The following is a 23,652-nucleotide window of genomic DNA, read 5'->3' on the forward strand; positions in this document are numbered from 1 at the left end:
CCGTCAGCCCTCGACGGCAGCCTCGCTGTAGGCGGTGGCGAAGATGTCGAAGCTCTCGAGGAACCGCGCGCGCTCGCCCTCGGGAAGCGCCTGCAGTGCCCGGTCGAGGAGTGCCAGGTGGTCCTGCAGCTCACGCGAGAAGTCCTCGAGCGCGGCGTCGCTGGCCTTGAAGTGCCACGCCGTCTGGCCGGGCTCGCGCGACCGCGTCAGCAGCCCGGCCTTCAGCGCCGCGTTGGCCTGGCGGTTGACGGTGGACTGCTCCAGCGCGAGCTCGTCGGCGATCTCGCGCAGGGTGCGCGGCCGACCGTCGGAGAACATCCACAGCAGACGTCCGTCGGCGTGGCCGAACCGGGCGCTCTCGGCCGCGCGGCGACCCCGCTCCAGGCGGGCGATCCCGCGCAGGGCGGCCCACGCGGGAGCGGCGCGTGCGGACTGTGTGAGGGAGGTCATGCGGACTCCGATGCGGCGGGGGACGAGATCCATGTGTAGTCTACACAGGTTGATTGTGTAAATTACACATCGCTGTTCTGACAGGACCTCCCATGCGCTCACCCTCCGTCGTCGACGAGCCCGTCGACACGCGCTTCCCACCGCTCGCCGTGATCCTCGTGCTCTGCTTCGGCAGCCTCGCCGGTGCGCTCATGCAGTCGCTGGTCATCCCGATCCAGAGCGACCTGCCGCGCCTGCTGGGCACCGACCCCGGCAACGCCTCGTGGGCCGTCACGGCCACCCTGCTCGCCGCCGCGGTGACGATGCCGGTCACGGGCCGGCTCGCCGACATGTACGGCAAGAAGAAGGTCATGGTCGGCTCGGCCGGCATCCTCGTCCTCGGCTCGCTGATCGCCGCCCTGTCGAGCTCGCTCGCGCCGTTCCTCGTCGGCCGCGCCCTCCAGGGCATGGCGATGGGCTACATCCCGGTCGCGATCAGCATGGTGCGCGAGGTCGCGCCGGTGGAGAAGCGCGCGACCGCCGTCGCCGCCGTCAGCGCGACCCTCGGCGTCGGCGGCGCCCTCGGCCTGCCGCTGGCCGCCTGGATCGCCCAGGACTACTCGTGGCACGCCCTGTTCTGGTTCTCGTCCGTCCTCGCCGCGGTCATCCTCGCCGCGACGCTGGTCGTCGTCCCGGGCATCCACGACGAGCACCCCGCCCGCATCGACGTCGTCGGCGTCGCGGGCCTCGCGACCGGCCTGGTCTCGGCCCTCATCGGCGTCAGCAAGGGCAGCGAGTGGGGCTGGACCGACGGTCGCACCCTCGGCTCGATCATCGGCGGCGTCGTGGTCCTGCTGCTCTGGGGCTGGTTCGAGCTGCGTCACGACGACCCGCTCGTCGACCTGCGCACGAGCGCGAACCCGCCGGTGCTGTTCACCAACCTCGCCGCCGTGCTCATCGGCTTCGGCATGATGGCGCAGTCCATCGTCCTGCCGCAGCTCCTGCAGATGCCGGAGGAGACGGGCTTCGGCCTCGGTCAGACGATCCTGCAGGCGGGCCTGTGGATGGCGCCCGGCGGCCTCATGATGATGTTCTTCGCGCCCGTGTCGAGCAGGCTCATCACCACGGTGGGCGCACGGATCACTCTCTCGGTCGGCGCCACGGTGCTGGCCGTCGGCTACCTCGTGACGCTGTTCCTCATGAACGCGCCGTGGGAGCTCATGCTCGGCTCGCTGGTCGCGTGCGCCGGCGTCGGCATCGGCTACGCCGCGATGCCCACGCTGATCCTCGACAACGTCCCGGAGTCCGAGTCCGGCTCGGGCGTCGGCCTCAACGCGCTCATGCGCTCGGTCGGCACGACGATCGCCGGCGCGGTCATGGCCGCCGTGCTGACCAGCAAGACGGTCGACTTCGCCGGCTACGCGATCCCGGACAAGGGTGCGTTCCAGCTGTGCTTCGTGATCGGTGCGGGCGCCGCCTTCGCCGGTGCGCTCGTGGCGCTGCTGGTGCCCCGCCAGAAGGCCTGATCCCGTCGAGGGCGACGGATCTTGGTACCAAGGTGTCGCTGGGGCGACCCGAAGGTCGAAGGATCCGTCCCCCTCAGGGGCCGGTGGCGCCGCGGTCGCGGTGGGACGCCCAAGTTCGGTCGCGCAGGTCGATCGCGTCGCTGCACGCCTGCAGGAATCGCTCGGTCGCGGCGCCGGGAGTGGTGTCGCCGAGGTAGTACTCGAGCAGCTCGCGGCGGGCCGACTCACCGGGATCGGCCGCGAGGTGCTGCGCCACGAGCGCGGCCACGTCGGCGCTCTCGTCCAGCAGCGGCAGCGTGTCCATGAGGCGCGACGGCGGCACCGGCACCCGCGGCCGGCAGACGAGCACGGGCTTGCCGCTCGGCAGCCAGTTGAGCGTGACGGCCGAGACGTCGGTGATCAGCAGGTCGGCGTCGGCGAACGACTGCTCGAGCGGCACGTCGGTGTCCACCCGGTCAGCACGCTCGCGGATCGCGGCGTCGGCCTCGCCGTAGGCCGGGTCGATCACGCCGTTCAGCGGGTGCGGGCGGTAGACGACGCGGTACGTGCCCGACAGCGCGTCGAGGATCGCGGCTCCGTGGGTCAGCAGCGAGCCGTAGGAGACCGACGGCTGCGACGCCTCCCACGTGGGCGCGTAGAGCACTGTGGGCCGCTGCGGATCGGGGCTCGGCGCGGGCGCCGGGGCGTCCAGCTGCGGCTGCCCGATGAGCACCGACCGGGCCTGCGCGTCGTAGAGCATCACGCCGACGTCCGTGCGGTCGAGCGCGGCCTGTCCGGCGAGGAAGCACAGGTCGTAGGCCTTGACCTGGTTGGACACCGAGACGCCCTTGTCGCTGTCGCCGTGACCCAGGTAGACGTGCACGAGCGACGTGAACCGCAGGCACTCGAAGTTGATCGGGTCGTGGTTGACGTAGAGCGCCAGCTTCACGTCGCTGAGCGCGAGGATCTCGTCGAGCTGGCCGTAGCGGGCGAGCGTGACGCAGTCGAGGCCCGACTCGGCGCGCACCAGCGCGGCCGTGCGGGAGTCCTTGAACACCGCGACCACGCCGTGAGCCGCGTCGAGCGCCTTCAGGGCCGGGAACCACGGTCGCAGCTGGTAGAGCGCGTCGGCGCCGTTGGGGAAGTAGACCAGCACCGACTGGGTGAGCGGCCGGCCGAGCCGGTGCTCGTCGGTGCGCTTGTCGGGCATGCCGACGGGCAGGAAGCGCGAGCGGCGCAGGCGCGCGATCGCCCACTGGCGGAGCCGGGCGACGATCCCGACCCGCGACTCAGCCACGGACGAGCCCCGGCCTCAGGACGTTGTCGACCATCGAGAGCGCCGACGCGATCGCCATGTGCATGTCGAGGTACTGATAGGTGCCCAGGCGTCCGCCGAAGTGCACGCCGGTCTCGCCGGCCGTGAGCTCGCGGTAGGCCTTCAGCGCCGTGCGGTCGTCGGCGGTGTTGACGGGGTAGTAGGGCTCGTCGTCGGTGCCGGCGGTCGCGAAGCGGCTGAACTCGCGCATGATCACGGTGGCGTCGGACGGGTAGTCGCGCTCGGGGTGGAAGTGCCGGAACTCGTGGATCCGCGTGTACGGGATCTCCTCGTCGGCGTAGTTCATCACCGGCGTGCCCTGGAAGTCGCCGATCGGCAGCACCTCGGACTCGAAGTCGAGCGTGCGCCAGCCCAGCGGGCCGTGGGCGTGGTCGAAGTACCGGTCGAGCGGACCGGTGTAGACGACCGGCAGCTGGCCCACGGTGGCGGACTTGTTGAACGCCTGGGTCTCGTCGAAGAAGTCGGTGTCGAGGCCGATCGTGATGTTCGGGTGGTCGGCCATGCGCTCGAGCCACGCGGTGTAGCCGTCGGTCGGCAGGCCCTCGTACGTGTCGTTGAAGTACCGGTTGTCGTACGTGTAGCGCACGGGCAGTCGGGTGATGATGTCCGCCGAGAGCGCGGTGGGGTCGGTCTGCCACTGCTTGGCCGTGTAGCCGCGGATGAACGCCTCGTAGAGCGGTCGCCCGATCAGGCTGATCGCCTTCTCCTCGAGGTTCGTCGCCGCGGCGGAGCCGCCCGACAGGCCGATGCCGGCCTGCTCGGCCACCCACGCGCGGGCCTCGTCGGGCCCCATCGCCGAGCGGGTGAACTGGTTGATGGTGCCGAGATTGATCGGCAGCGGGTACACCTCGCCGCGGTACGTCGAGTAGACGTGGTGGCGGTAGCCCGTGAAGGTCGTGAAGCGGTTGACGTAGTCCCACACCCGCTCGTTGGACGTGTGGAACAGGTGCGCGCCGTAGCGGTGCACCTCGATGCCGGTGGTGGGCTCGGCCTCGCTGTAGGCGTTGCCGCCCAGGTGCGAGCGGCGGTCGATGACGTGCACCTTCAGCCCGGGGTCGTTCGCCAGCTGCTCGGCCACCGTGAGGCCGAAGAAGCCCGACCCGACGACGAGGACGTCAGTCATGCGTGCCGCCTTCCAGCGCGGGCATCGGCTGCCACGTGCGGTCGGCCCAGATCCCGCGGCCGTCGCGCCAGCCCTTCACGAGGGACGAGAAGCCCTTGAAGGAGCGCTCGACCACGATGAGCCGGACGATCTCCTTCGCGAACGTGAGCGCGGTGCCGAGGGCGAAGCCCGGCTTGTTGAGGCGGCCGTGCTCGGCGAAGTAGCGGCCGACGTAGGCCCGGTTCCGCATCACGTGGTACTTCGCCAGCGGACTGGAGTCGTTCAGGTGCCGCACCCCGAGGCTGACCTGCTTCTGCTCGCGCTTCTTCTGCAGCACGAACTCGTCGACGTAGACGACCTCGGTCTCCAGCGAGGCGAGCCAGGCGTAGATCGCGTCGTCCCACGAGATGAAGAAGCGGGGATCGGGCAGTCCGATCCGGCGCACGACGTCGGCGTGCACGAGCATGCCCTCGAACGTGCCGGAGTTCGTGACCGCGTAGCCGTCGGTGTTGAACGTGCGCACCGAGTAGGGCAGCGGCACGCCGAGGAACTGGTTGAACTTGGCCTGCCAGTAGAAGGGGGTGCCGTCGACGTCGTAGCGGCGGCCGTGGATGACCTTGAACCGCTCCATCCACGGGGCGAAGCGCTCGAGCGCGTCGGGGAGGATCTCGACGTCATCGTCCATCAGCCACACCCACTCGGCGCCCAGCTCGAGGGCGACCTTGGTGCCCTCGCTGAAGCCGCCGGCGCCGCCGGTGTTGGTCTCCATGCGGTGGTTGACGAGGACGTCGGGACCGAGCTTGGCCTGCCAGCGGGTGACGACCTCCTGCGTGTCGTCGGTGCTCGCGTTGTCGACGACGACGATGCGATCGGGCGCGGTCGTCATCGTCGAGGCGCTCCGCAGCAGCTCGTCGAGCAGGGCCGAGCGGTTGAACGTGACGATGGCGATCGCCAGGGGGCCGGTCGTCGAACTCACCACGACAGGCTATCGGCCCGGATGACGGATCCTCGAATCCCACCTAGGGTGAAGTCGTGGCGCTGCGCACCTCAGGTCGAGCACTTGCCGTCGTCGGGATTCTGACGATGGCCGTTGGGGGGAGCCTGTGGCGGACCACTCCGGCCTGGGCGGTTGGACCCGTCAATCCGGTAGTGGTCGACGATGCGTCCCCGGCCAACGACGGGTTCTTGGTCTTCGTCGAGGGTGACGCGTCACTCGGCGGCGGCCAGATCGGCGGATCGCTCGCCGTGGGCGGAGACCTCAGCTTCAACGGGACGCACGAGATCGCCGGGTCGACCATCGCCCAACCGCCGGAAGGGGTGGCGCTCTACGTCGCCGGGGGAATCTCGTTCCCCGCAGCGGGCTCCGACTCCGTCCTTCGCGTGAACGGCGGCGAGGCTCGCGTCCTGGGCGACGCGACCTACGACGCCTTCGACACGGGTCCGGGCCTGCAGCTGGAGGAGCCCGGTGCACCGGCCGGAGCGCTGCCCAGGGTCGACGTCCAGCTTCACGAGGACCCCGCCACGCTGACCGAGCCGTTGGAGGAGGTCCTCGTCGGTGAGGCGTTCGCGCAGTACCGATCCCTGAGCGCCGAGATCGGCACGTGCCAGTCGACGGTGGCACTCACGGAGGCGGACGGCACCGTGCTCGAGCGCCCGCTCCCGCCGGGATCCAACGCCTACGTCACGATGGAGCCCGGTCAGACCAACGTCCTGGAGTTGTCGGCCGACGAGCTCGCGAGCCTCGGTGGTCTGACCTTCCGGGAGCCGACGCCGTCGGCGGACGCACCGCTCGTGGTGAACGTCTCCGGTGACGCCTTCTCGGGATCGATCCCGAACTTCGCCGGTGTCGGCGGCGCGCAGGCGCCCTACATCCTGTGGAACTTTCCGGACGCCACATCGGTGGATGTCACGGGCGGCGGTCAGCTCCTGGGCACGCTCTACGCACCGCGTGCTGCAGTGCGCTGGGCTTCGCCGAGCCCCGTCGACGGGAACGTGATCGCAGCGAGCCTGCGGCACGGCGGCGACGGAACGGACGCAGGGCGCATCGACGAATCGCCGTTCGCGGGTCTGATCGACTGCGCCTCGCAGACGGAGCCCACCACGGGACCGACGACCGAGCCGACCACCGAGCCGACGACGGAGCCCACCACGGTGCCCACCACGGAGCCGACGACCGAGCCGACCACGGCTCCGACGACGCAGCCGACCGCGATCGACCCGGACGGCGACGAGAACGACGATGACGACGCGGCCTACTGGAGCTCGGGCGGCACCACGGGCGGCGGCTCCGGCCTGGCGTCCACGGGCGGTCCCGGGCCGGGCCTCGTGGCCGGGGGAGCGGTCGCCACCGCTGCCGGCCTGGCGCTGCTGCTGCTCAGCGGTAGATCGCGCGCTCGGCGTCCGAGCGCTCCACGAAGGCCGTGACCGCGGCGCGGAACGCCTCGAGCGTGCGCTGCTCGGGCGACCCGAGCAGGTAGGTCGCCAGCTTCGAGCGGTACTCCGCGAGCAGGTCGGGGCCACGGCCCGTGACCACGTCGAGGAGCTCCTCCACGCCCGTGGCCTGGGCGCCCAGGATCGTGGCCGCGGCACTGGAGGGGTAGTCCTCGCGGAACTGCTTGGTCGAGGAGCCCTCGTGGTTGAAGACGGCGTAGGGCTTCTCGCCGGCGAGCCAGTCCGACAGCACGCTGGAGATGTCGCTGACGAGCGCCGTGGACTGGTTCATCCAGCCGGTCAGCGAGCCACTCGTGACGACCCGGTGGTCGATCCCGGTGCGCGCCTTGGCGTCGTCGAGGCGGCGGCTGATCACGGCGTGCGCCACGCGGTACTTGGCGTCGCGCTGGCCCGTGAACGGGTGCGGCTTGTAGACGACCCGGACCGAGCCGTCGGCCAGCAGCGCGTCGATCAGCTGGACGCCGATCGCGCGCAGCGAGGAGTACTCCTGGTGCTGGTTGACGCCCTCCCACGTGGGCGCGTAGAGCACCGTCGGGACCTCCTGCTCACCGACGCGCGGGGTGGGCTCGATCGCGTGCACCTGGGGGCGGCCGACGAAGCGGAACTGGTCCTCGGGGATGTGCATGCCGGAGCGGCGGTACCGGTCTGCGCCGGCCTCGCCCGCCACCCAGAGCTCGTCGTAGACCCGCGAGAACGGGTTGTTCGAGGCACTCTTGTCGCTGTCGCCGTGGCCGATGAAGGCGCTCATCATCGTGGGCAGCCGCAGCAGGTGGATGTTGTTGCCGGTGTTGGCCGGGTAGAGCGCGACCTTGACCGTCGAGAAGTCGAGCATGAGCAGCTCGCCGGGCGCCGGCAGGGACAGCGTGGGCAGCCTCGAGGCGGCCATCCGCTCGAAGAGGGGGTGGTCGCGCAGGACCACCATGACCCGCTGGTCGAGGGCCTCGAGCGCCTCGATCCACGTGTTGATCTGGTAGGCCGCGGTGTCGGGTCCGGAGAGGTGGACCACGACCTCGGGCCGGTACTCGTCGATGAACCGCTGCACGGCCGACAGCTGGGGCGTGAACCCGGTGGCGCGCTTCGCCGTGCGCATCCGCCAGCTGGTGAGCAGCTCGGGCACGGTGCCGGCCAGCACGAGCGCCACGGCCGCGGCGCCCACGGCCAGCACGGCCCACCAGGGGGCGCCGAGCACGGCCGGCGCGAGCGCCCCGAGCTGCGCGACGGTGACCAGGAGCGGCCGGCTCTGCGGCTCCTCCTCGATGTACGTGTCGCCGGGGATGTGCCGGGTGCGCATCGGCTTGAGCGGGCCGATCCGGCGGTACTCGGCGTGCAGGGCTCGCACGCACAGCACCGTGATCATGAGCAGCGCGACGAGCAGGAACGCGTGCAGGGCGGGGCCGTCGGCGAACTGGGTGGACGCGGTCGCGGCCACGATGACGCGCAGCGCGAACCGCAGCGGCGGACCCGCCGACGCCTGCCGCAGCAGCATCGAGGAGACGGGGGAGCGGCGCTCGAGCCACCACTCGGCGGCGGTGGACACGAGCAGGGCGATCACGGCGGCGAGATCGAGGTCGAGGACCACGAGCAGCAGCGCCAGCAGGATCGTTCCGTTGACCAGCAGGAGGCCCGGAAGCTCCGAGCTGCGACCCAGACGCGTCACGAGGGCACGGACGAAATGCGCCGGGGAAGCCATGGCCGCAATCTACCGGGTGTGACGGCTGGGGCGGGTGTACCGTCGGGGCGTGCCCTGGCGCCGTCGCTTCCGTCTCCCGGCGTCGATCGCCCATCCCGTGCGATTGCTGCCGCTGGCCTTCATGTCGCTGATCGGTGCCGGGACCCTGCTGCTGCTGATGCCCTTCGCCCGCGCGGGCGAGGAGGACCCGTCCTTCATGGACGCGTTCTTCACCTCGGCGTCCGCCGTCACCGTGACGGGCCTGGCCGTGGTCGACACGGGCACCTACTGGTCGCCGATCGGTCAGGGCATCATCCTCGTGCTCGTCGAGATCGGCGGCATCGGCATCATCGCGATGACCACGGTGCTCGGCCTGTTCGTCGGCGGTCGCCTGGGCCTGCGCACGCGACTGGCGGCCCAGACCGACATGCACGTCGTGAGCCTGGGCGACGTCGGACCGCTCTTCAAGCGCGTCGCCATCACGACCCTGATCTTCCAGGGCATCACGGCGGTCATCCTCACGATCCGCTACGCGACGTACTACTTCGACTCGTTCACCTACTCGCTGTGGCACGGCGTCTTCGACGCGGTCATGGCGTTCAACAACGCGGGCTTCTCGCTGCACCCCGACAGCCTCACCAGCTACGCGGGCGACTACGCCGTGATCCTGCCGATCTCGGTGGCCGTGTTCGCCGGCGGCGTGGGGTTCCCCGTCCTCGCCGAGCTCTACCAGGAGTGGCGCTCGCCGAAGACCTGGACCATCCACACCCGCCTCACCGTGTGGGGCTCGCTGGCGCTGCTGGCCATCGCCTCCACGATGTTCGTCGTGGTCGAGTGGAACAACGCCGCCACGATCGGCGACCTCAGCCCCATCGACAAGCTGGTCACCGGCATCGAGGGCGGCATCATGCCGCGCTCGGGAGGCCTCAACAGCTTCGACTGGGGCGAGGTCGAGCCCGTCACGCTCTTCACCGCGATCATCATGATGTTCATCGGCGGCGGCAGCGCCTCGACCGCCGGCGGCATCAAGGTCACCACGTTCCTGCTGCTCGCCTACGTCATCCTCGCCGAGCTGCGCGGCGAGGAGCAGGTGCGCATCGGGTCGCGCGCGATCAACTCGCGCACCATCCGCACGGCACTCAGCATCGCGCTCATCGCGGTCGGCCTGGTGACGGGCGGCTCGATGGCGCTCATGGTCGTGGCGGGCGTGCCGCTGTCGGACGGTCTGTTCGAGTCGGCCTCCGCCTTCGGCACTGTGGGCCTCTCCACGGGCCTGACCCCCGAGCTCAACGTCGCGGGCCAGCTCGTCCTCATCGTCTTGATGTTCATCGGCCGAGTCGGCACCATTACGGCAGCCTCGGCGTTCGTGCTGCGGCGCCGCGTCGCCAGGTATCACCTTCCCGAGGAGCAACCGATCATTGGCTAACAACGACCCCCTCACCGCCCCGGTCCTGGTCGTCGGCCTCGGCCGCTTCGGCTCGGCCGTCGCGCGCTCGCTGGTCCGCCTCGGCCACGACGTCCTCGGCGTCGACGAGGACGCCTCCCTCGTGCAGCGCTTCGCCAGCGAGTTCACGCACGTCGTCTCGGCCGACACCACCGACACCGAGGCGCTGCGCCAGATCGGCGCGGAGCAGTTCGACCGCGCCGTCGTGGGCATCGGCACCGACATCGAGGCCAGCGTCCTGACCGTGCTGAGCCTCGTCGAGCTCGGCGTCTCGGAGGTGTGGGCCAAGGCCATCAACGCCAAGCACGCCCGGATCCTCGAGCGTGTCGGCGCCACCCACGTGGTGCGTCCCGAGTCGGCGATGGGCGAGCGCGTCGCCCACATGGTGACCGGCGCGATGATCGACTACATCGAGTTCGACGACGGCTTCTCGATCGCGCGCACGCGCGCGCCGAAGCTGGCCGCCGGTCGCACGCTGTTGGAGTCGCAGCTGCGGGCGAAGTTCGGCGTCACCGTCGTGGGCGTCAAGCGACGCGGCGAGGACTTCACGTATGCCCGTCCCGAGACCTCCATCGAGGCCACGGACGAGCTGATCGTCTCCGGTCCCACCCGCAAGGTGGAGACCTTCTGCGCCCTCAGCAACTCCTGACGCGACGGCGGGCGCCCGAGCCCTGCGGGTAACCTAGGTCGGTGAGCAACCAGGACACCCAGGAGGGCGCGGCAGCCGACGGCGCCGCACACCGGTACACCAGCGCGTACGCCGGCCGCATCGAGACGGCGTGGCAGGACCGCTGGGAGGCCGAGGGCACGTTCGAGGCCCCCAACCCGGTCGGTGACCTCGCGTTCGACGACGACCGCCACAACGCCGGCGGGTCGAAGTACTTCCTCATGGACATGTTCCCGTACCCCTCGGGCGCCGGCCTGCACGTCGGCCACCCGCTGGGCTACATCGCCACCGACGTCGTCGGCCGCTTCCGCCGCATGCAGGGCGACAACGTGCTGCACGCCCTCGGCTACGACGCCTTCGGCCTGCCCGCCGAGATCTACGCCGTCCAGACCGGCCGTCACCCGCGCGAGACCACGCTGGAGAACATCGCCAACATGCGGCGTCAGCTGCGCCGCCTCGGTCTGGCCCACGACGCGCGTCGCTCGTTCGCGACGATCGAGCCTGACTTCGTGCGCTGGACGCAGTGGATCTTCCTGCAGATCTTCAACTCCTGGTACGACCCCGAGCAGGGCAAGGCGCGCCCGATCAGCGAGCTCATCGAGCAGCTGGGCACCGACGACCCCGCCGTGATCGACCAGCACCGCCTGGCCTACATCAGCGAGTCCCCGGTCAACTGGTGCCCGGGCCTGGGCACGGTGCTGGCCAACGAGGAGGTCACGGCCGAGGGTCGCAGCGAGCGCGGCAACTTCCCGGTCTTCAAGCGCAGCCTGCGCCAGTGGCAGATGCGCATCACGGCCTACGCCGACCGCCTGATCGACGACCTCGACCGCGTCGACTGGCCCGAGCCGGTCAAGCTCATGCAGCGCAACTGGATCGGCCGCTCGCACGGCGCCCAGGTGCGCTTCGAGTCCGCCGCGGGCCCGATCGAGGTCTTCACCACGCGCCCCGACACCCTGTTCGGCGCCACCTACATGGTGCTGGCGCCCGAGCACCCGATGGTCGACCAGCTGGCGGCCGAGACGTGGCCCGAGGCCGTCGACGAGCGTTGGACGGGCGGCGCGCCCGACCCGGTCGCCGCGATCGCGCAGTACCGCCGCACGGCCGCGGCGAAGTCCGACGTCGAGCGCCAGGAGAACAAGGAGAAGACGGGCGTCTTCACCGGCTCCTTCGCCACCAACCCGGTCAACGGCGAGGCCGTGCCGGTGTTCATCGCCGACTACGTCCTCATGGGCTACGGCACCGGCGCGATCATGGCCGTCCCCGGCCACGACGAGCGCGACTTCGAGTTCGCCACCGAGCTGAGCCTGCGCATCACGCCGGTCGTCCAGGCGCCCGAGGACGAGGTCCTGCCCTGGACGGGCGCGGGCGTCGCGATCAACTCCGACAACACCGACGTGTTCGGCGACGAGGGCGTCAGCCTGAACGGCCTGACGGTCGACGACGCGAAGGCCGCGATCATCGCGTGGCTCGAGCAGCGCGGCCTCGGCGAGGGCACCACCACCTACCGCCTGCGCGACTGGCTGTTCAGCCGCCAGCGCTACTGGGGCGAGCCGTTCCCGATCGTCTACGACGAGGATGGCCGCGCGATCGCGCTGCCCGAGTCGATGCTCCCGGTCGAGCTGCCCGAGGTGCCCGACTACTCGCCGAAGACCTTCGAACCGGACGACGCCACGAGCGAGCCCGAGCCGCCGCTGGCGCGCGTGCCCGAGTGGGTCGAGGTCGAGCTCGACCTCGGCGACGGCCCGAAGCGCTACCGCCGCGAGACCAACACGATGCCCAACTGGGCCGGCTCCAGCTGGTACGAGCTGCGCTACACCGACCCGCACAACACCGACGTCCTCGCGGACCCGCAGAACGAGCGCTACTGGCTCGGGCCGAAGGCGCCCGGCGAGACCGGCGGCGTCGACCTCTACGTCGGCGGCGTCGAGCACGCGGTGCTGCACCTGCTCTACGCGCGCTTCTGGCACAAGGTGATGTTCGACCTCGGTCACGTGAGCAGCGAGGAGCCGTTCCACCGTCTGTTCAACCAGGGTTACATCCAGGCCTACGCCTTCACCGACGAGCGCGGCACCTACGTGCCCGCCGACGAGGTGGAGGAGCGCGACGGCGGCTGGTTCTTCGAGGGCCAGCCCGTCAACCGCGAGTACGGGAAGATGGGCAAGAGCCTCAAGAACGTCGTCACGCCCGACGAGATGTACGAGGCCTACGGCGCCGACACGTTCCGCGTGTACGAGATGAGCATGGGCCCGCTGGACGTCTCGCGTCCGTGGGAGACCCGCGCGGTCGTCGGCTCGCAGCGGTTCCTCCAGCGCGTGTGGCGCCTCGTCGTCGACGAGGAGACGGGCGAGGTCGTCGCCGACGACACCGAGCCCGACACCGCGTCGCTGCGCGCCCTGCACCAGGCCATCGCCGGCGTCACCGAGGACATGGGCGAGCTGCGGTTCAACACCGCGATCGCCAAGCTCATCGAGCTGACGAATCACCTGACCAAGTCGTCGGTGCGCTCGCGCACGATCATCGAGCCCCTCGTGCTGATGCTGGCCCCGCTGGCGCCGCACCTGGCCGAGGAGCTGTGGTCGCGACTGGGCCACGAGGACACGCTCACCTACGAGGCGTGGCCCGTCGCCGACGAGCAGTACCTCGTCCAGGACCTGGTGACGTGCGTCGTGCAGATCCAGGGCAAGGTGCGCGGCAAGCTCGAGGTGGCGGCCGACATCAGCGACGAGGACCTCACGGCCCTCGCGCTGGCCGAGCCGAACGTGGTCCGCACGATCGACGGCCGCGACATCCGCAAGGTCATCGTCCGCGCCCCCAAGCTCGTCAGCATCGTCGTCTGATCTCGATACTCCCCCGCAAGCGGGAGGTGCCCCCACGCCTCGCTTCGCTCGGCGGCACTCGATCACCGGGATCCGGCGATCGAGTGCGCGCGAGCGAAGCGAGAGCGTGTATCGAGATCACACCCGAGCCGCGCGGGTGTCGGTCCCGGGCCGCGCGTAGACGCCCCAGGCCACGACGAGCATGACGGCGTAGACGGCGGCGAAGGCCCACAGGCCTCCGGTGATGCCGAGCTCGGCGAAGGTGCGCGGCACGAAGAACGAGCCGAGCGCGCCGACGCAATCGGAGACTTCCGGTAGACCGAGCCGTGGAGGATGCCGGAAGCGGCGGGAAGGCCCACGCGAAGCGCTAGGTGCGAACCGGTAACACGACAGTGTCTAGCGACCGTGCTGGTCCGACGCTTCTTTCGCCCGGGACCTAGCGTGCGACATTGGAGGTGTGCCTCTTTCTGCCCATAAGGGGCGCCGAGCAGCGTCTGCGTGCGGGGGACACCGTTCTTCAGATAATCCGCTACGGGAGGCCTCGGCTGTGCGACCATCGGTCAAGCATGCCGACCCGGGGATCAGGATTGACAATGGAACTCGTATCCAACGCAGAACTACGCGCCGAGAAGGCTCAGAAGCTCACCGCCTTCTCGGGGCTTAACCTTCACCATGTTCGAAGTGAGGTTTCGGAAGCACTGAGCCACTTCGGCCGGATCGGCGTACTCGAGGAATACACGAAGCACGACATTACCCACATCGACTCGATGTTGGCGATGTACGACTGGTTGATCCCACAAGAATCACAGGCACAAATGACATCGGCTGACTGGCTGCTGTTGACGCTCTCAACCTATTTCCATGATTTCGGTTTGCTCGTAACGCGTGAGGAATTCGACGCGCGCGAGGATCTGCCTGCTTTCTTGACATACAAGAAGAGAATATTGGAGAACGACGACCCCAGTGTCCAAGATTATCGGTCACAGGTCGCTCAGATGGAGCAGGCCAGGGCTGAAGAATTCCTATACCAGGAATTCGTGCGCGAGAATCACGCCTCTCGGATCCGGGGGTGGCTACGCGATTCGCCGGATTCCTCGCTTGGAGGCGACCCGAACCTGCTGGCGGCCCTGCAGGCTCTGTTGAGACCACTGGAGGAGACTTTCCGTGATGACCTCGGAACTGTCTGCGAAAGTCACCATCTCGACGATCTGAACAATCTAAAGAAGTATCCGATTAGCCGGCCCTACGGATCCTCCTCAGAGGAGGAAGCAAATGTGCAGTATGCCGCACTCATGCTTCGGACCAGCGACTTGTTGCATATCACGAAGGATCGGGTTCCGTCGATGGCGGCACTCGTCATCAATCCTCGAAACCCGAAGAGCCAGACTGAGTGGGCGAAACAAAGGGCCGTACGATCTGTACGACCGAAGCCCGTAGCCATCCCCGAAGGTGAAGCGTCAATTCCGCCCTCGGATACTGTAGAGGTTCACGCTACCTTCAAGGATTCTGAAGGCTATTTCGGTCTGACGACCTATCTTTCCTATGCGTCGCGAGAACTGGCCCAGACGTTCGCGTGGTCGAAGGACAATCAGACCCATGGTCGTTCCGCGCTCACCTTTCCGTGGAGGAACGTTAGCTTCCAGCACATCGAGGCTAAAGGCTTCGTCGCCGAGCCGTTCGAATTTAAGATTGACCAAGGCAAGATCCTAGACCTTTTGACCGGTCACACGCTGTACAACGACACGGGTGTGGTTGTACGTGAGTTAGTGCAGAATTCGCTAGATGCGGTAAGGCTTCAGGATTACTTGTCAACAGGTTCGAACTATAAACCACGAGTGGATATTCGGTGGGATCCGGATTCGGAGATCTTAGAGATCACTGACAATGGGATCGGTATGACTCAGGATGTCATCGAGAAGAATTTCCTTCGGGTCGGTTCCTCGCGTTACCAAGAGCCGGACTTCAAGAAGAGCCATCCTGACTTCACTTCAATCAGTCGCTTCGGCATCGGTGTTCTTTCGACGTTCATGGTTGCCGACAATGTCTCAGTCACGACATCTAGCGAGAGCGAGGACCAAGCTCGTCAGCTCAGTCTTCGCGATGTGCACGGGCAATACCTTGTCCGTCTGTTGAAAAAGGATGACGTCGACGTCCCAGCTTCCGTGCGGAAGCACGGCACTTCTGTCGTCATCAAGCTGCGGCCGAGCGCTCAGTTGGATGACGTGGAAGCGATCCTTCGTCACTGGATCGTGGTGCCTGGCTGCGAAGTTACTCTGACGATCGGTGACGACGAACCGAAGGAGATCGGGTTCGACTCCACCGAGGCCGCGCTCAAGAACAGCTTGATTTCGGCGGATCTCGCTCGACCCAGGGACGGGAAACTCGTCAACCCGTATGGATCGGAAGTTCGGGTAGTGACTGAAGTGACCGACGGTACCGAAGTCTCATACGCCGTTGCATGGAGTCGTTGGCTCGAGGAGTGGGGGTACGTCCGCTACGACCCGAACGAGGAAGATCCCTTCGAGCGCTCGGCGGTCGGCTTCGGTACATGCATTGGGGGAGTCAGGGTCACTTCCGGCCCGCCTGGTTACGCGTCCGGCGGAATTGCGGCGATCGCGAACGCAACCGGCCCGCATGCCCCACGCACAAACGTTGCTCGGAGCGCCATCGAGAAAACAGACGAGTATGACAATCTGCTGCGTCGGGTATTCGCTGCATACGTGGGGCACATAGGCAAGGAGGTCGCCGCTCAGGTCGATCGGCGCGCCTCGGTAACTAGGGCGGCGCAGGAGGCTCGATTCCTCGCCGAGGATGTTGCTCGCCCTGAGCCAGCCTCACACGAGGTCAGGCGTGAAGTACTTCGTACGGCGCCCTTCATGATCGTCGAAGACTCTGCGGGGCGCAGCCTCAGGACGCTGGAGGATCTCGAAGCATTCGACGAGTTGGTCTCGATCGAGAGCACGACCATTTCTCACTACGAGCAGGTCCTACAGTCCGTCCGAGGAGCCCCAACTACATCCTTGCGAAACCTCATGGCGGCGCTCAACAGCGACGAAACCCTACCCACAGCTACTCTCGTATGCGGGCTTGGGCGTGGGGGCCTAGTGAACTCCATGTTCACTTCTGAGTGGGAGGTCGCGGGCCTAGAAACTGATGGGGCCAAGCGCACGCTGAGTGCAACCTGGAGGCGAAAGGGCGACACTCCAAGATGGTTGTCCGCAGGTCGCCGAACTTCGCTCCCCCCGACGATTGCCACAAGGATCGAGCGCGAGCAGAGTCTCGGTCGCGGCAATCAGGGGGTTGGGCGAATCTTGTTCGGCGATTCTTCGATTGACGTCGGCGCCGTGCAAGAGGGCCTGGTTGTTTGCCACGGACGCCTGCTCGTACTGCCCGGCCATCCGTTCCAGAGCATGAAGCCGGTGTCGGCGGAAATCCCGACGGCGGCACTGACCTATCTACGAGCTTGGGTTGCGGGAACGGTTACAGGTTTCACGCCGAATCGATATGGTCGTGCCTTCTCGGTACACGCACTCGACGAGGCGACCCGCGAACAATGGGACGGGAATATCCTGAAGGTGCTGGAGGACACAGGAGCCTTCGAGATCCTTGAGGAAGATTCGGTCCGACTCGCACTGCAGTCACCCGATCTTGAACCGCTCGATGTCGCCAGATGGGATCGTAGAACCTCGACGATCGACGACTTGGCGTGAAGTCCTTTGGCGTGGATCGCTGCGACGTATCGACTCGAGGCCACGACATCCGACCTTAAATCGGTGACTCTTGGCGCGGTCGGATCCGCGGTGAAAGGGCCGACTGCTGTTGTCCGATCGCGACCGCGGCCTTGGAACACTGCGTCTGATCGATGGATCTCAGAGTGCGCACCCACCTTGCTATGGAGGTACCCGAACGGCGTCGTTGAGTTGCTCGGACTCGGCATCTGTGGCCTGTGTACTCCAGGCCCGTGCCTAGCCTTGACCACTGAAGACTCACACACGGGCGGCGTGCGTGTCGGTCCCCGGCCGCGCGTAGACGCCCCAGGCGACGACGAGCATGACGGCGTAGACGGCGGCGAAGGCACACAGGCCTCCGGTGATGCCGAGCTCGGCGAAGGTGCGCGGCACGAAGAACGAGCCCAGCGCGCCGACGGCGCCCGCGATGCCGATGCAGCCGGCGGCGGCGCGGTGCCCGCGGGCGCGGGCGTCGTCGTCGTGTGCGCCGATCTGGAACGCGATCGGGATCATCCGGTAGACCGAGCCGTTGCCCACGCCCGCGGCGCCGAACAGCACGAGGAACAGGGCCAGGAAGAGCGCGAACGAGGCGTCCTCGAGCGTCAGCACCAGCCCGACCACGCCCGCGGCCATCGCGACGTAGGAGGCCATCGTGACGCGCGTGCCACCGAAGCGGTCGGCCAGCGCGCCGCCGAAGGGCCGCATCAGCGCGCCGGTCGCGGCGCCGAGGAACGCCATCGCGATCGGCACGTCGGGGTGCATCGCCTTCATGAGCGTGGGGAAGGTGAGCGAGAAGCCCAGGAACGAGCCGAACGTGCCGATGTAGAGGAACGAGATGACCCACGTGTGGGGGTTGCGGACGGCCAGCGCGTAGCTGCGCAGGTCGGAGCTCGTGTTCGAGAGGTTGTTCATGAGCAGCAGGGCAGCGAGCGCCGAGATGATGGCGGCGGGCACGAAGATCAGGCCGGCTCGCTCGAGCGCGACGCCGGCACCCGTCGTGATGATGAGCGGCACCACCAGTTGCACGACTCCGGTGCCGAGGTTGCCGCCGGCGGCGTTGATGCCGAGCGCCTTGCCCTTCTCGCGCTGCGGGTAGAAGAACGAGATGTTCACCATCGACGAGGCGAAGTTGCCGCCGCCGAGTCCGGCCAGGGAGGCCACCAGCAGCATCACCGCGAACGGGGTGCCCGGGTCGCTCACCGCCCACGCGAGCCCGAGCGCGGGGATCAGCAGCAGCAGGGCCGAGATCACGGTCCAGTTCCGCCCGCCGAACACCGGCACCATGAACGTGTAGAGCACGCGCATGGCCGCGCCCGCGAGCCCCGGCAGCGCGATCAGCCAGTAGAGCTGGTCGGTCGAGTAGGAGAAGCCGGCCGCGCCCAGGTTCGGGACGACCACGCTCCACACGCCCAGCATCATGAAGCCGAAGAACTCGGCGAAGACGGACACGGCGAGGTTGCGCCGCGCGATCGGGCGGCCCTCGGTCGCCCACTGGGCCTCGTTCTCGGGATCCCAGCCGTCGATCCACCGGCCGGGCCGGTGGACGAGGGAGGAGGTCTGCAGGTCGGTGTTCACGGTGGTCATCACGACTCCTGACGCAGGGCTGCTCGGATGGCCACGACCGTAGGAACGGCGCGTTTCGGCCGCCCGCGCCTGCCGGTAACCGGCCGGGAACGTTCTCCTCACAGGCGGTCCGTGACGATCGTGAGACCGATGTCATCGGTTGTTACATCCAGGTGTCGGGCCGGAAACCTGCGCCACGGACGCTGGAGGCATGACACGCAAGAGACTGATCGTCGCCGGCGCCGGCATGGTCGCCCGCCGCCTGGTGGAGGCCCTCGTCGAGCGCGGCGCCACCGCGCAGTGGGACATCGACGTGTTCGGTGAGGAGAGTCGTCCGCCCTACGACCGCGTCGCGCTCACCTCCTTCTTCACGGTGGCCGACCCCGACGAGCTGCTGCTCGGCGACCAGGCCCTGTGGCGGACGCCCGGCGTGCGACTGCACCGCAACGCGCGGGTCTCCGGGATCGACCGCGAGGCGAGGACGGTCACCGTCCACGGTCGCGAGGAGCACTACGACGAGCTCGTCCTGGCCACCGGCTCGTACGCCGCCGTCCCGCCCGTGGACGGCTCGGACCTGCCGGGCTGCTTCGTCTACCGCACGGTCGACGACGTCACCGAGCTGCGCACGTGGGTGCGCGATCGCGGCGAGCAGCTGGGCCACCCGGCGCGCGGTGTCGTGATCGGCGGTGGCCTGCTGGGCCTCGAGGCGGCCGGCGCGCTGCGCGAGCTCGGCGCCGAGTGCACCGTGGTCGAGTTCGCCGACCGGCTGATGCCCGTCCAGCTCGACCTCGCCGGCGGTCAGGCGCTGCGCCGCCTCATCGAGGGACTCGGCGTCGAGGTCCGCACGTCCACCGCGACGAAGTCGCTGCGCACCGGGCGCGGCACGAAGAAGGTCGGGCGCATGACGTTCGCCGACGGCGAGAGCATCCCCGCCGACGTCGTCGTCTTCGCGACCGGCGTGCGGCCGCGCGACGAGCTCGCCCGCGGGGCCGGCCTCGAGGTCCACCCGCGCGGCGGCGTGATGGCCGACGACGCCTGCCGCACGAGCGACGAGCACATCTGGGCGATCGGCGAGGTCGCCTGCATCGCCGACCGCGTCTGGGGCCTGGTCGGTCCCGGCTACACGATGGCCGAGGTCGTCGCGGACCGGCTGCTGGGCGGCGCGGCCGCGTTCACCGGCGCCGACCTCTCCACCAAGCTCAAGCTCATGGGCGTTGACGTCGCCAGCTTCGGCGACGCGTTCGCCGCGCAGGGCGGCAGCCTCGAGGTCGTCTACGCCGATCCGCTGGCGGGCGTGTACAAGAAGCTCGTCATGAGCGACGACGCCAGCACGCTGCTCGGCGGCATGCTCGTCGGCGACGCCTCGGCCTACACGAGCCTGCGCCCGATGGTCGACGCCGAGCTCGGCAGCGACCCGGCCGCGTGGCTCATGCCCGACGGGATCGAGCCGCCGTCGACCGGCGCGCTGCCCGACACCGCCACGGTGTGCTCGTGCAACAACGTGTCGGCGGGGGCGATCCGCTGCGCGATCAGCGGCGGCGAGTGCACGGACCTGGCGGGAGTGAAGGCGTGCACGAAGGCCGGCACCAGCTGCGGCTCGTGCGTCCCGCTGGTGAAGACGATCGTGAACGCCGAGCTCGAGGCGCAGGGCATCACCGTCAGCAACGCGCTGTGCGAGCACTTCGACCTCAGCCGCACCGAGCTGTACGAGGTCGTGCGGGCCACCGGCATCGGCTCGTTCAGCGAGCTGATCGCCCGGCACGGGCGGGGCCACGGCTGCGACATCTGCCGCCCCGTCGCGGCCTCGATCCTGTCGAGCCTGGGCCGCGGTCACGTGCTCGACCGCGAGAACGCCCGACTGCAGGACACGAACGACCACGTCATGGCCAACCTCCAGAAGGACGGCACGTACTCCGTGGTCCCGCGCATCCCCGGCGGCGAGATCACGCCCGAGGGCCTCATCGTCATCGGCCAGGTCGCGGCCGACTTCGGGCTCTACACGAAGATCACCGGCGGCCAGCGGATCGACCTGTTCGGCGCCCGCATCGACCAGCTGCCCGCGATCTGGAAGCGGCTCGTGGACGCGGGCTTCGAGTCGGGGCACGCCTACGGGAAGAGCCTGCGCACGGTGAAGTCGTGCGTCGGCCAGACCTGGTGCCGCTACGGCGTGCAGGACTCGGTGGGACTCGCGGTCGAGCTCGAGCTGCGCTACCGCGGCCTGCGCTCGCCGCACAAGATCAAGCTGGGCGTCTCGGGCTGCGCGCGCGAGTGCGCCGAGGCGCGCGGCAAGGACGTGGGCGTCATCGCCACCGACCACGGCTGGAACATGTACGTCGGCGGCAACGGCGGCTTCACGCCGCGGCACGCGCAGCTGTTCGCCGAGGACCTCAGCACCGAGGAGCTCGTGCAGGCCATCGACCGCTTCCTGCTCTACTACGTCCGCACGGCCGACCGGCTCCAGCGCACGGCCCCGTGGATCGAGTCGATCGAGGGCGGGATCGAGCACGTCCGCGACGTCGTCCTGAAGGACTCCCTGGGCATCGGCGCCGAGCTGGACGCGCAGATGGCCGAGCACGTCGAGAGCTACGCCGACGAGTGGGCGCAGACGCTGGCCGATCCCGAGAAGCTGGCCCAGTTCGGCTCCTTCGTGAACGCGCCCGACACGCCCGACCCCGACCTCGCGTACGTCGAGGTGCGAGGTCAGCGCCGCCCCGCCGACCCCGTCGTGATCGCCGGCGACCGTCTGCCCGTCCGAGGACTGGCTCGATGAGGGCGGCGGTGTCCGAGACGGCGTGGACGGCCGTGTGCACGGTGGACCGGCTCTGGGTCGACCGCGGCGCGGCGGCCCTGGTCGACGGTGAGCAGGTGGCGATCTTCCGCCTCCAGGACGGCGAGATCCTCGCGGTGGGCCACCGCGACCCGTTCACGGGGTCGAACGTCATCGCGCGCGGCCTGGTCGGGTCCCGCGGCGACGTCCCGACGGTGGCCTCGCCCCTGCACAAGCAGGTGTTCGACCTGCGGACCGGCGTGTGCCTCGACGAGCCCGCGGTCACGCTCGGCCGCTGGGACGTGCAGGTCGTCGACGACGTCGTGTGGCTGCGCCGGGAGGGCGCGTGACCCCTCACGGGCCGGTGCTCGCCGGGACCCGGATCCTCGTCACCGCGCAGCGGCGTGCCACCGACCTGGCCAGCGCCCTCGTGCGCCGCGGCGCGCAGGTCCACACGGCCGCGACGCTGGGCGTGGAGGCGCACATCGACGAGGCCACCCTCGTCGCGCGCACCCAGGACCTCATCGACGACCGTCCCGACGTCGTCGTCGTGACGACCGCGATCGGCTTCCGCAGCTGGCTCGAGACGGCCGAGTCGGTCGACCTGCTCGAGCCGCTGCACGAGGTGCTGGCCGCCGCGCGCATCGTCGCGCGCGGGCCGAAGGCGCGCGGCGCGATCCAGGCCGCCGGACTGGTGGCCGACTGGGTCGCGGAGTCCGAGACGTCGCGCGAGATGGCCGAGTACCTCGTCGCCGAGGGCGTCGACGGACTGCGGATCGCGGTGCAGCACCACGGCGCGGGCGACGACGGTCTCGAGTCCGCCGTCACCGCGGCGGGCGCGTCCACCGTCCCGCTGGTCGTCTACCGCTGGGGCCCGCCGCCGGACCCCGAGGCCGTCGAGCGCTCCGTGCGCGACGCGGCCTGCGGCGGCTTCGATGCCATCGTCTTCACCTCGGCGCCCGGCGCCAGCGCGTGGCTGCGCGTCGTGCGCGAGCTCGGCGTGCTGCCCGAGCTGCTGGAGCTGGCGGGGGAGGGCCGGCTCGTCCTGGCGGCGGTCGGACCCGTCACCGCCGAGCCGCTCGTCGTCGCCGGGTTCGACCCCCTCGTGCCCGACCGCGGTCGTCTGGGCGCGCTCGTCCGCTCGGTCGTCGTGCACTTCGGCCGCGACGACCTCGGGATCGACGTCGCGACAGGTCGGCTGCGCGTGCACGCCACCGCCGCGACCCTCGACCACGAGGTGCTGCCGCTGCCGCCGGCCGGTCTGGCCGTGCTGCGGCTGCTGGCCTCCGAGCCGGGAGCGGTGTTCACCCGCGAGCAGGTGCTGTCCGTCCTGCCGCGCGCCACGGACGATCCGCACGCCGCCGACGTCGCCGTCGGCCGGCTGCGCGAGGCGCTCGGCGACCGCCGCCTCGTCGGCACCGTCGTCAAGCGCGGCTACCGACTGGAACCGCACACCCTGGAGAGGCCCGCATGAGCGCACCCGTCCTGATCGCCTGCAGCCACGGCACCCGCTCGGAGCGCGGGGCCACCGCCGTCAGCGCCCTGGTGGACGCCGTCCGGGCCGCCTCGGGCCTGGAGGTCGTCCCGACGTGGGTCGACGTGCAGGAGCCGGCGCTGCCCGAGGTCGCCGCGTGGCTCGGTGACCGCCCGGCGGTCGTCGTGCCGCTGCTGCTCTCGGCGGGCTACCACGTGCACCACGACATCGCGGGCGTCGTCGCGCGCCGTCCGGCGCACATCGCGGCCGCGCCGCTCGGCCCGCACGAGGCGGTCACCGACGTGCTCGTCTCGCGGCTGCACGACGAGGGTCTCGCGCCGGACGACGTCGTGGTCCTCGGCGCCTCCGCGTCCAGCGACCCGCGTGCCCTCGCCGACCTCCGGGCGACCGCCGAGGACCTCTCCGTCAGACTCGACCGTGAGGTCGCGCTCGGCCACGTCGGCCACTGCGGCACACCCCTCTCGGAGGTCGTGGCGTCGGTTCGCCGTCCGGGCCGACGGGTCCTCGTGGCGAGCCATCTGCTGGCTCCCGGGCACTTCCACGACGCGCTCGGGCGGGCCGGTGCGGACGTGGTGACGGCGCCTCTGCTCGACGAGCGGACGCCCGACGAGCGCCTCGTCCGCCTCGTGCTCGAGCGGTACGAGCAGGCCCGGGCCCGCGAGCTGGCGACGGCGGTCTGA

At 69.3% G+C, this 23,652-nt stretch carries 17 protein-coding genes and 1 pseudogene; 10 read left to right on the top strand and 8 right to left on the bottom strand.

Annotation, left to right across the window (positions count from 1 at the left end):
* Positions 1 to 3 precede the first annotated feature (3 nt).
* Positions 4 to 483, bottom strand: a complete 480-nt coding sequence (locus ACK99Q_RS09470) for a hypothetical protein (protein ID WP_410185869.1) — start codon at positions 481 to 483, stop codon at positions 4 to 6.
* Between the two features lie 59 nt (positions 484 to 542).
* Here ACK99Q_RS09470 and ACK99Q_RS09475 point away from each other — a divergent pair, with 59 nt between their 5' ends.
* Positions 543 to 1,955 (top strand): MFS transporter, encoded by a 1,413-nt coding sequence (locus ACK99Q_RS09475; protein WP_410185870.1) that lies wholly within the window; start codon positions 543 to 545, stop codon positions 1,953 to 1,955.
* Positions 1,956 to 2,028: 73 nt separating this feature from the next.
* Here the strand turns inward: ACK99Q_RS09475 and ACK99Q_RS09480 are convergent, their stop codons facing one another.
* Genes ACK99Q_RS09480 through ACK99Q_RS09490 form a run of 3 tightly spaced genes read right to left on the bottom strand, consistent with a single transcriptional unit; the run spans position 2,029 to position 5,348 of the window.
* Positions 2,029 to 3,231: a CDP-glycerol glycerophosphotransferase family protein gene (locus ACK99Q_RS09480; protein WP_410185871.1), complete on the bottom strand. Its 1,203-nt coding sequence runs from the start codon at positions 3,229 to 3,231 to the stop codon at positions 2,029 to 2,031.
* Complete coding sequence (gene glf / locus ACK99Q_RS09485) at positions 3,224 to 4,393, bottom strand: UDP-galactopyranose mutase (protein ID WP_410185872.1); 1,170 nt, start codon at positions 4,391 to 4,393, stop codon at positions 3,224 to 3,226. The genes ACK99Q_RS09480 and glf overlap by 8 nt, the downstream gene beginning before the upstream one ends.
* Positions 4,386 to 5,348 (bottom strand): glycosyltransferase, encoded by a 963-nt coding sequence (locus tag ACK99Q_RS09490; RefSeq protein WP_410185873.1) that lies wholly within the window; start codon positions 5,346 to 5,348, stop codon positions 4,386 to 4,388. Before ACK99Q_RS09490 ends, glf begins: the two co-directional genes overlap by 8 nt.
* A 107-nt stretch (positions 5,349 to 5,455) precedes the next feature.
* Between ACK99Q_RS09490 and ACK99Q_RS09495 the strand changes: the two are divergent.
* Positions 5,456 to 6,394: pseudogene (locus tag ACK99Q_RS09495) on the top strand (collagen-binding domain-containing protein); the annotation flags it as partial.
* On the opposite strand, the gene ACK99Q_RS09500 reads toward ACK99Q_RS09495, so the two are convergent.
* Entirely contained in the window at positions 6,310 to 6,558 is a 249-nt protein-coding gene (locus tag ACK99Q_RS09500; protein WP_410186083.1) for a glycine zipper domain-containing protein, read from the bottom strand. The pseudogene ACK99Q_RS09495 and the gene ACK99Q_RS09500 overlap by 85 nt on opposite strands.
* A gap of 188 nt (positions 6,559 to 6,746) precedes the next feature.
* Positions 6,747 to 8,513, bottom strand: coding sequence for a CDP-glycerol glycerophosphotransferase family protein (locus ACK99Q_RS09505; protein WP_410185874.1), 1,767 nt, complete (start codon positions 8,511 to 8,513; stop codon positions 6,747 to 6,749).
* 49 nt (positions 8,514 to 8,562) lie between these two features.
* Here ACK99Q_RS09505 and ACK99Q_RS09510 point away from each other — a divergent pair, with 49 nt between their 5' ends.
* Genes ACK99Q_RS09510 through leuS form a run of 3 tightly spaced genes read left to right on the top strand, consistent with a single transcriptional unit; the run spans position 8,563 to position 13,440 of the window.
* The gene (locus tag ACK99Q_RS09510) at positions 8,563 to 9,918 is read left to right on the top strand and encodes a TrkH family potassium uptake protein (RefSeq protein ID WP_410185875.1); all 1,356 of its coding nucleotides are present in this window, start codon (positions 8,563 to 8,565) and stop codon (positions 9,916 to 9,918) included.
* Positions 9,911 to 10,585 carry a potassium channel family protein gene (locus tag ACK99Q_RS09515; RefSeq protein WP_410185876.1) on the top strand — a complete coding sequence of 225 codons (675 nt, stop codon included), beginning with the start codon at positions 9,911 to 9,913 and terminating at the stop codon, positions 10,583 to 10,585. Before ACK99Q_RS09510 ends, ACK99Q_RS09515 begins: the two co-directional genes overlap by 8 nt.
* 41 nt (positions 10,586 to 10,626) lie before the next feature.
* Positions 10,627 to 13,440: a leucine--tRNA ligase gene (gene leuS / locus ACK99Q_RS09520; protein WP_410185877.1), complete on the top strand. Its 2,814-nt coding sequence runs from the start codon at positions 10,627 to 10,629 to the stop codon at positions 13,438 to 13,440.
* Positions 13,441 to 13,557: 117 nt separating this feature from the next.
* Here leuS and ACK99Q_RS09525 read toward each other — a convergent pair whose 3' ends face one another.
* Complete coding sequence (locus ACK99Q_RS09525) at positions 13,558 to 13,692, bottom strand: hypothetical protein (protein ID WP_410185878.1); 135 nt, start codon at positions 13,690 to 13,692, stop codon at positions 13,558 to 13,560.
* A 320-nt stretch (positions 13,693 to 14,012) separates the two neighbouring features.
* Here ACK99Q_RS09525 and ACK99Q_RS09530 point away from each other — a divergent pair, with 320 nt between their 5' ends.
* Positions 14,013 to 17,129: an ATP-binding protein gene (locus ACK99Q_RS09530; RefSeq protein WP_410185879.1), complete on the top strand. Its 3,117-nt coding sequence runs from the start codon at positions 14,013 to 14,015 to the stop codon at positions 17,127 to 17,129.
* 276 nt (positions 17,130 to 17,405) lie between these two features.
* Here ACK99Q_RS09530 and ACK99Q_RS09535 read toward each other — a convergent pair whose 3' ends face one another.
* On the bottom strand, positions 17,406 to 18,731 hold the full coding sequence (locus ACK99Q_RS09535) for an MFS transporter (RefSeq protein WP_410185880.1): 1,326 nt from the start codon (positions 18,729 to 18,731) through the stop codon (positions 17,406 to 17,408).
* Positions 18,732 to 18,921: 190 nt separating this feature from the next.
* Here ACK99Q_RS09535 and nirB point away from each other — a divergent pair, with 190 nt between their 5' ends.
* Genes nirB through ACK99Q_RS09555 form a run of 4 tightly spaced genes read left to right on the top strand, consistent with a single transcriptional unit; the run spans position 18,922 to position 23,652 of the window.
* Positions 18,922 to 21,480, top strand: a complete 2,559-nt coding sequence (gene nirB / locus ACK99Q_RS09540) for a nitrite reductase large subunit NirB (RefSeq protein ID WP_410185881.1) — start codon at positions 18,922 to 18,924, stop codon at positions 21,478 to 21,480.
* Complete coding sequence (gene nirD / locus ACK99Q_RS09545; protein WP_410185882.1) at positions 21,477 to 21,827, top strand: nitrite reductase small subunit NirD; 351 nt, start codon at positions 21,477 to 21,479, stop codon at positions 21,825 to 21,827. The genes nirB and nirD overlap by 4 nt, the downstream gene beginning before the upstream one ends.
* Complete coding sequence (locus tag ACK99Q_RS09550; RefSeq protein ID WP_410185883.1) at positions 21,824 to 22,951, top strand: uroporphyrinogen-III synthase; 1,128 nt, start codon at positions 21,824 to 21,826, stop codon at positions 22,949 to 22,951. Before nirD ends, ACK99Q_RS09550 begins: the two co-directional genes overlap by 4 nt.
* Positions 22,948 to 23,652: a sirohydrochlorin chelatase gene (locus tag ACK99Q_RS09555; protein ID WP_410185884.1), complete on the top strand. Its 705-nt coding sequence runs from the start codon at positions 22,948 to 22,950 to the stop codon at positions 23,650 to 23,652. The genes ACK99Q_RS09550 and ACK99Q_RS09555 overlap by 4 nt, the downstream gene beginning before the upstream one ends.

The organism is Aeromicrobium sp. MLTX1 (genome assembly GCF_046452335.1).
Taxonomy (GTDB): domain Bacteria; phylum Actinomycetota; class Actinomycetes; order Propionibacteriales; family Nocardioidaceae; genus Aeromicrobium.

Coding starts and splice junctions, on each gene's coding strand:
- glf (WP_410185872.1), bottom strand. CDS start 4,393: ATGACTGACGTCCTCGTCGTCGGGTCGGGCTTCTTCGGCCTCACGGTG.
- nirD (WP_410185882.1), top strand. CDS start 21,477: ATGAGGGCGGCGGTGTCCGAGACGGCGTGGACGGCCGTGTGCACGGTG.
- ACK99Q_RS09470 (WP_410185869.1), bottom strand. CDS start 483: ATGGATCTCGTCCCCCGCCGCATCGGAGTCCGCATGACCTCCCTCACA.
- ACK99Q_RS09555 (WP_410185884.1), top strand. CDS start 22,948: ATGAGCGCACCCGTCCTGATCGCCTGCAGCCACGGCACCCGCTCGGAG.
- ACK99Q_RS09505 (WP_410185874.1), bottom strand. CDS start 8,513: ATGGCTTCCCCGGCGCATTTCGTCCGTGCCCTCGTGACGCGTCTGGGT.
- ACK99Q_RS09475 (WP_410185870.1), top strand. CDS start 543: ATGCGCTCACCCTCCGTCGTCGACGAGCCCGTCGACACGCGCTTCCCA.
- ACK99Q_RS09535 (WP_410185880.1), bottom strand. CDS start 18,731: ATGACCACCGTGAACACCGACCTGCAGACCTCCTCCCTCGTCCACCGG.
- nirB (WP_410185881.1), top strand. CDS start 18,922: ATGACACGCAAGAGACTGATCGTCGCCGGCGCCGGCATGGTCGCCCGC.
- ACK99Q_RS09530 (WP_410185879.1), top strand. CDS start 14,013: ATGGAACTCGTATCCAACGCAGAACTACGCGCCGAGAAGGCTCAGAAG.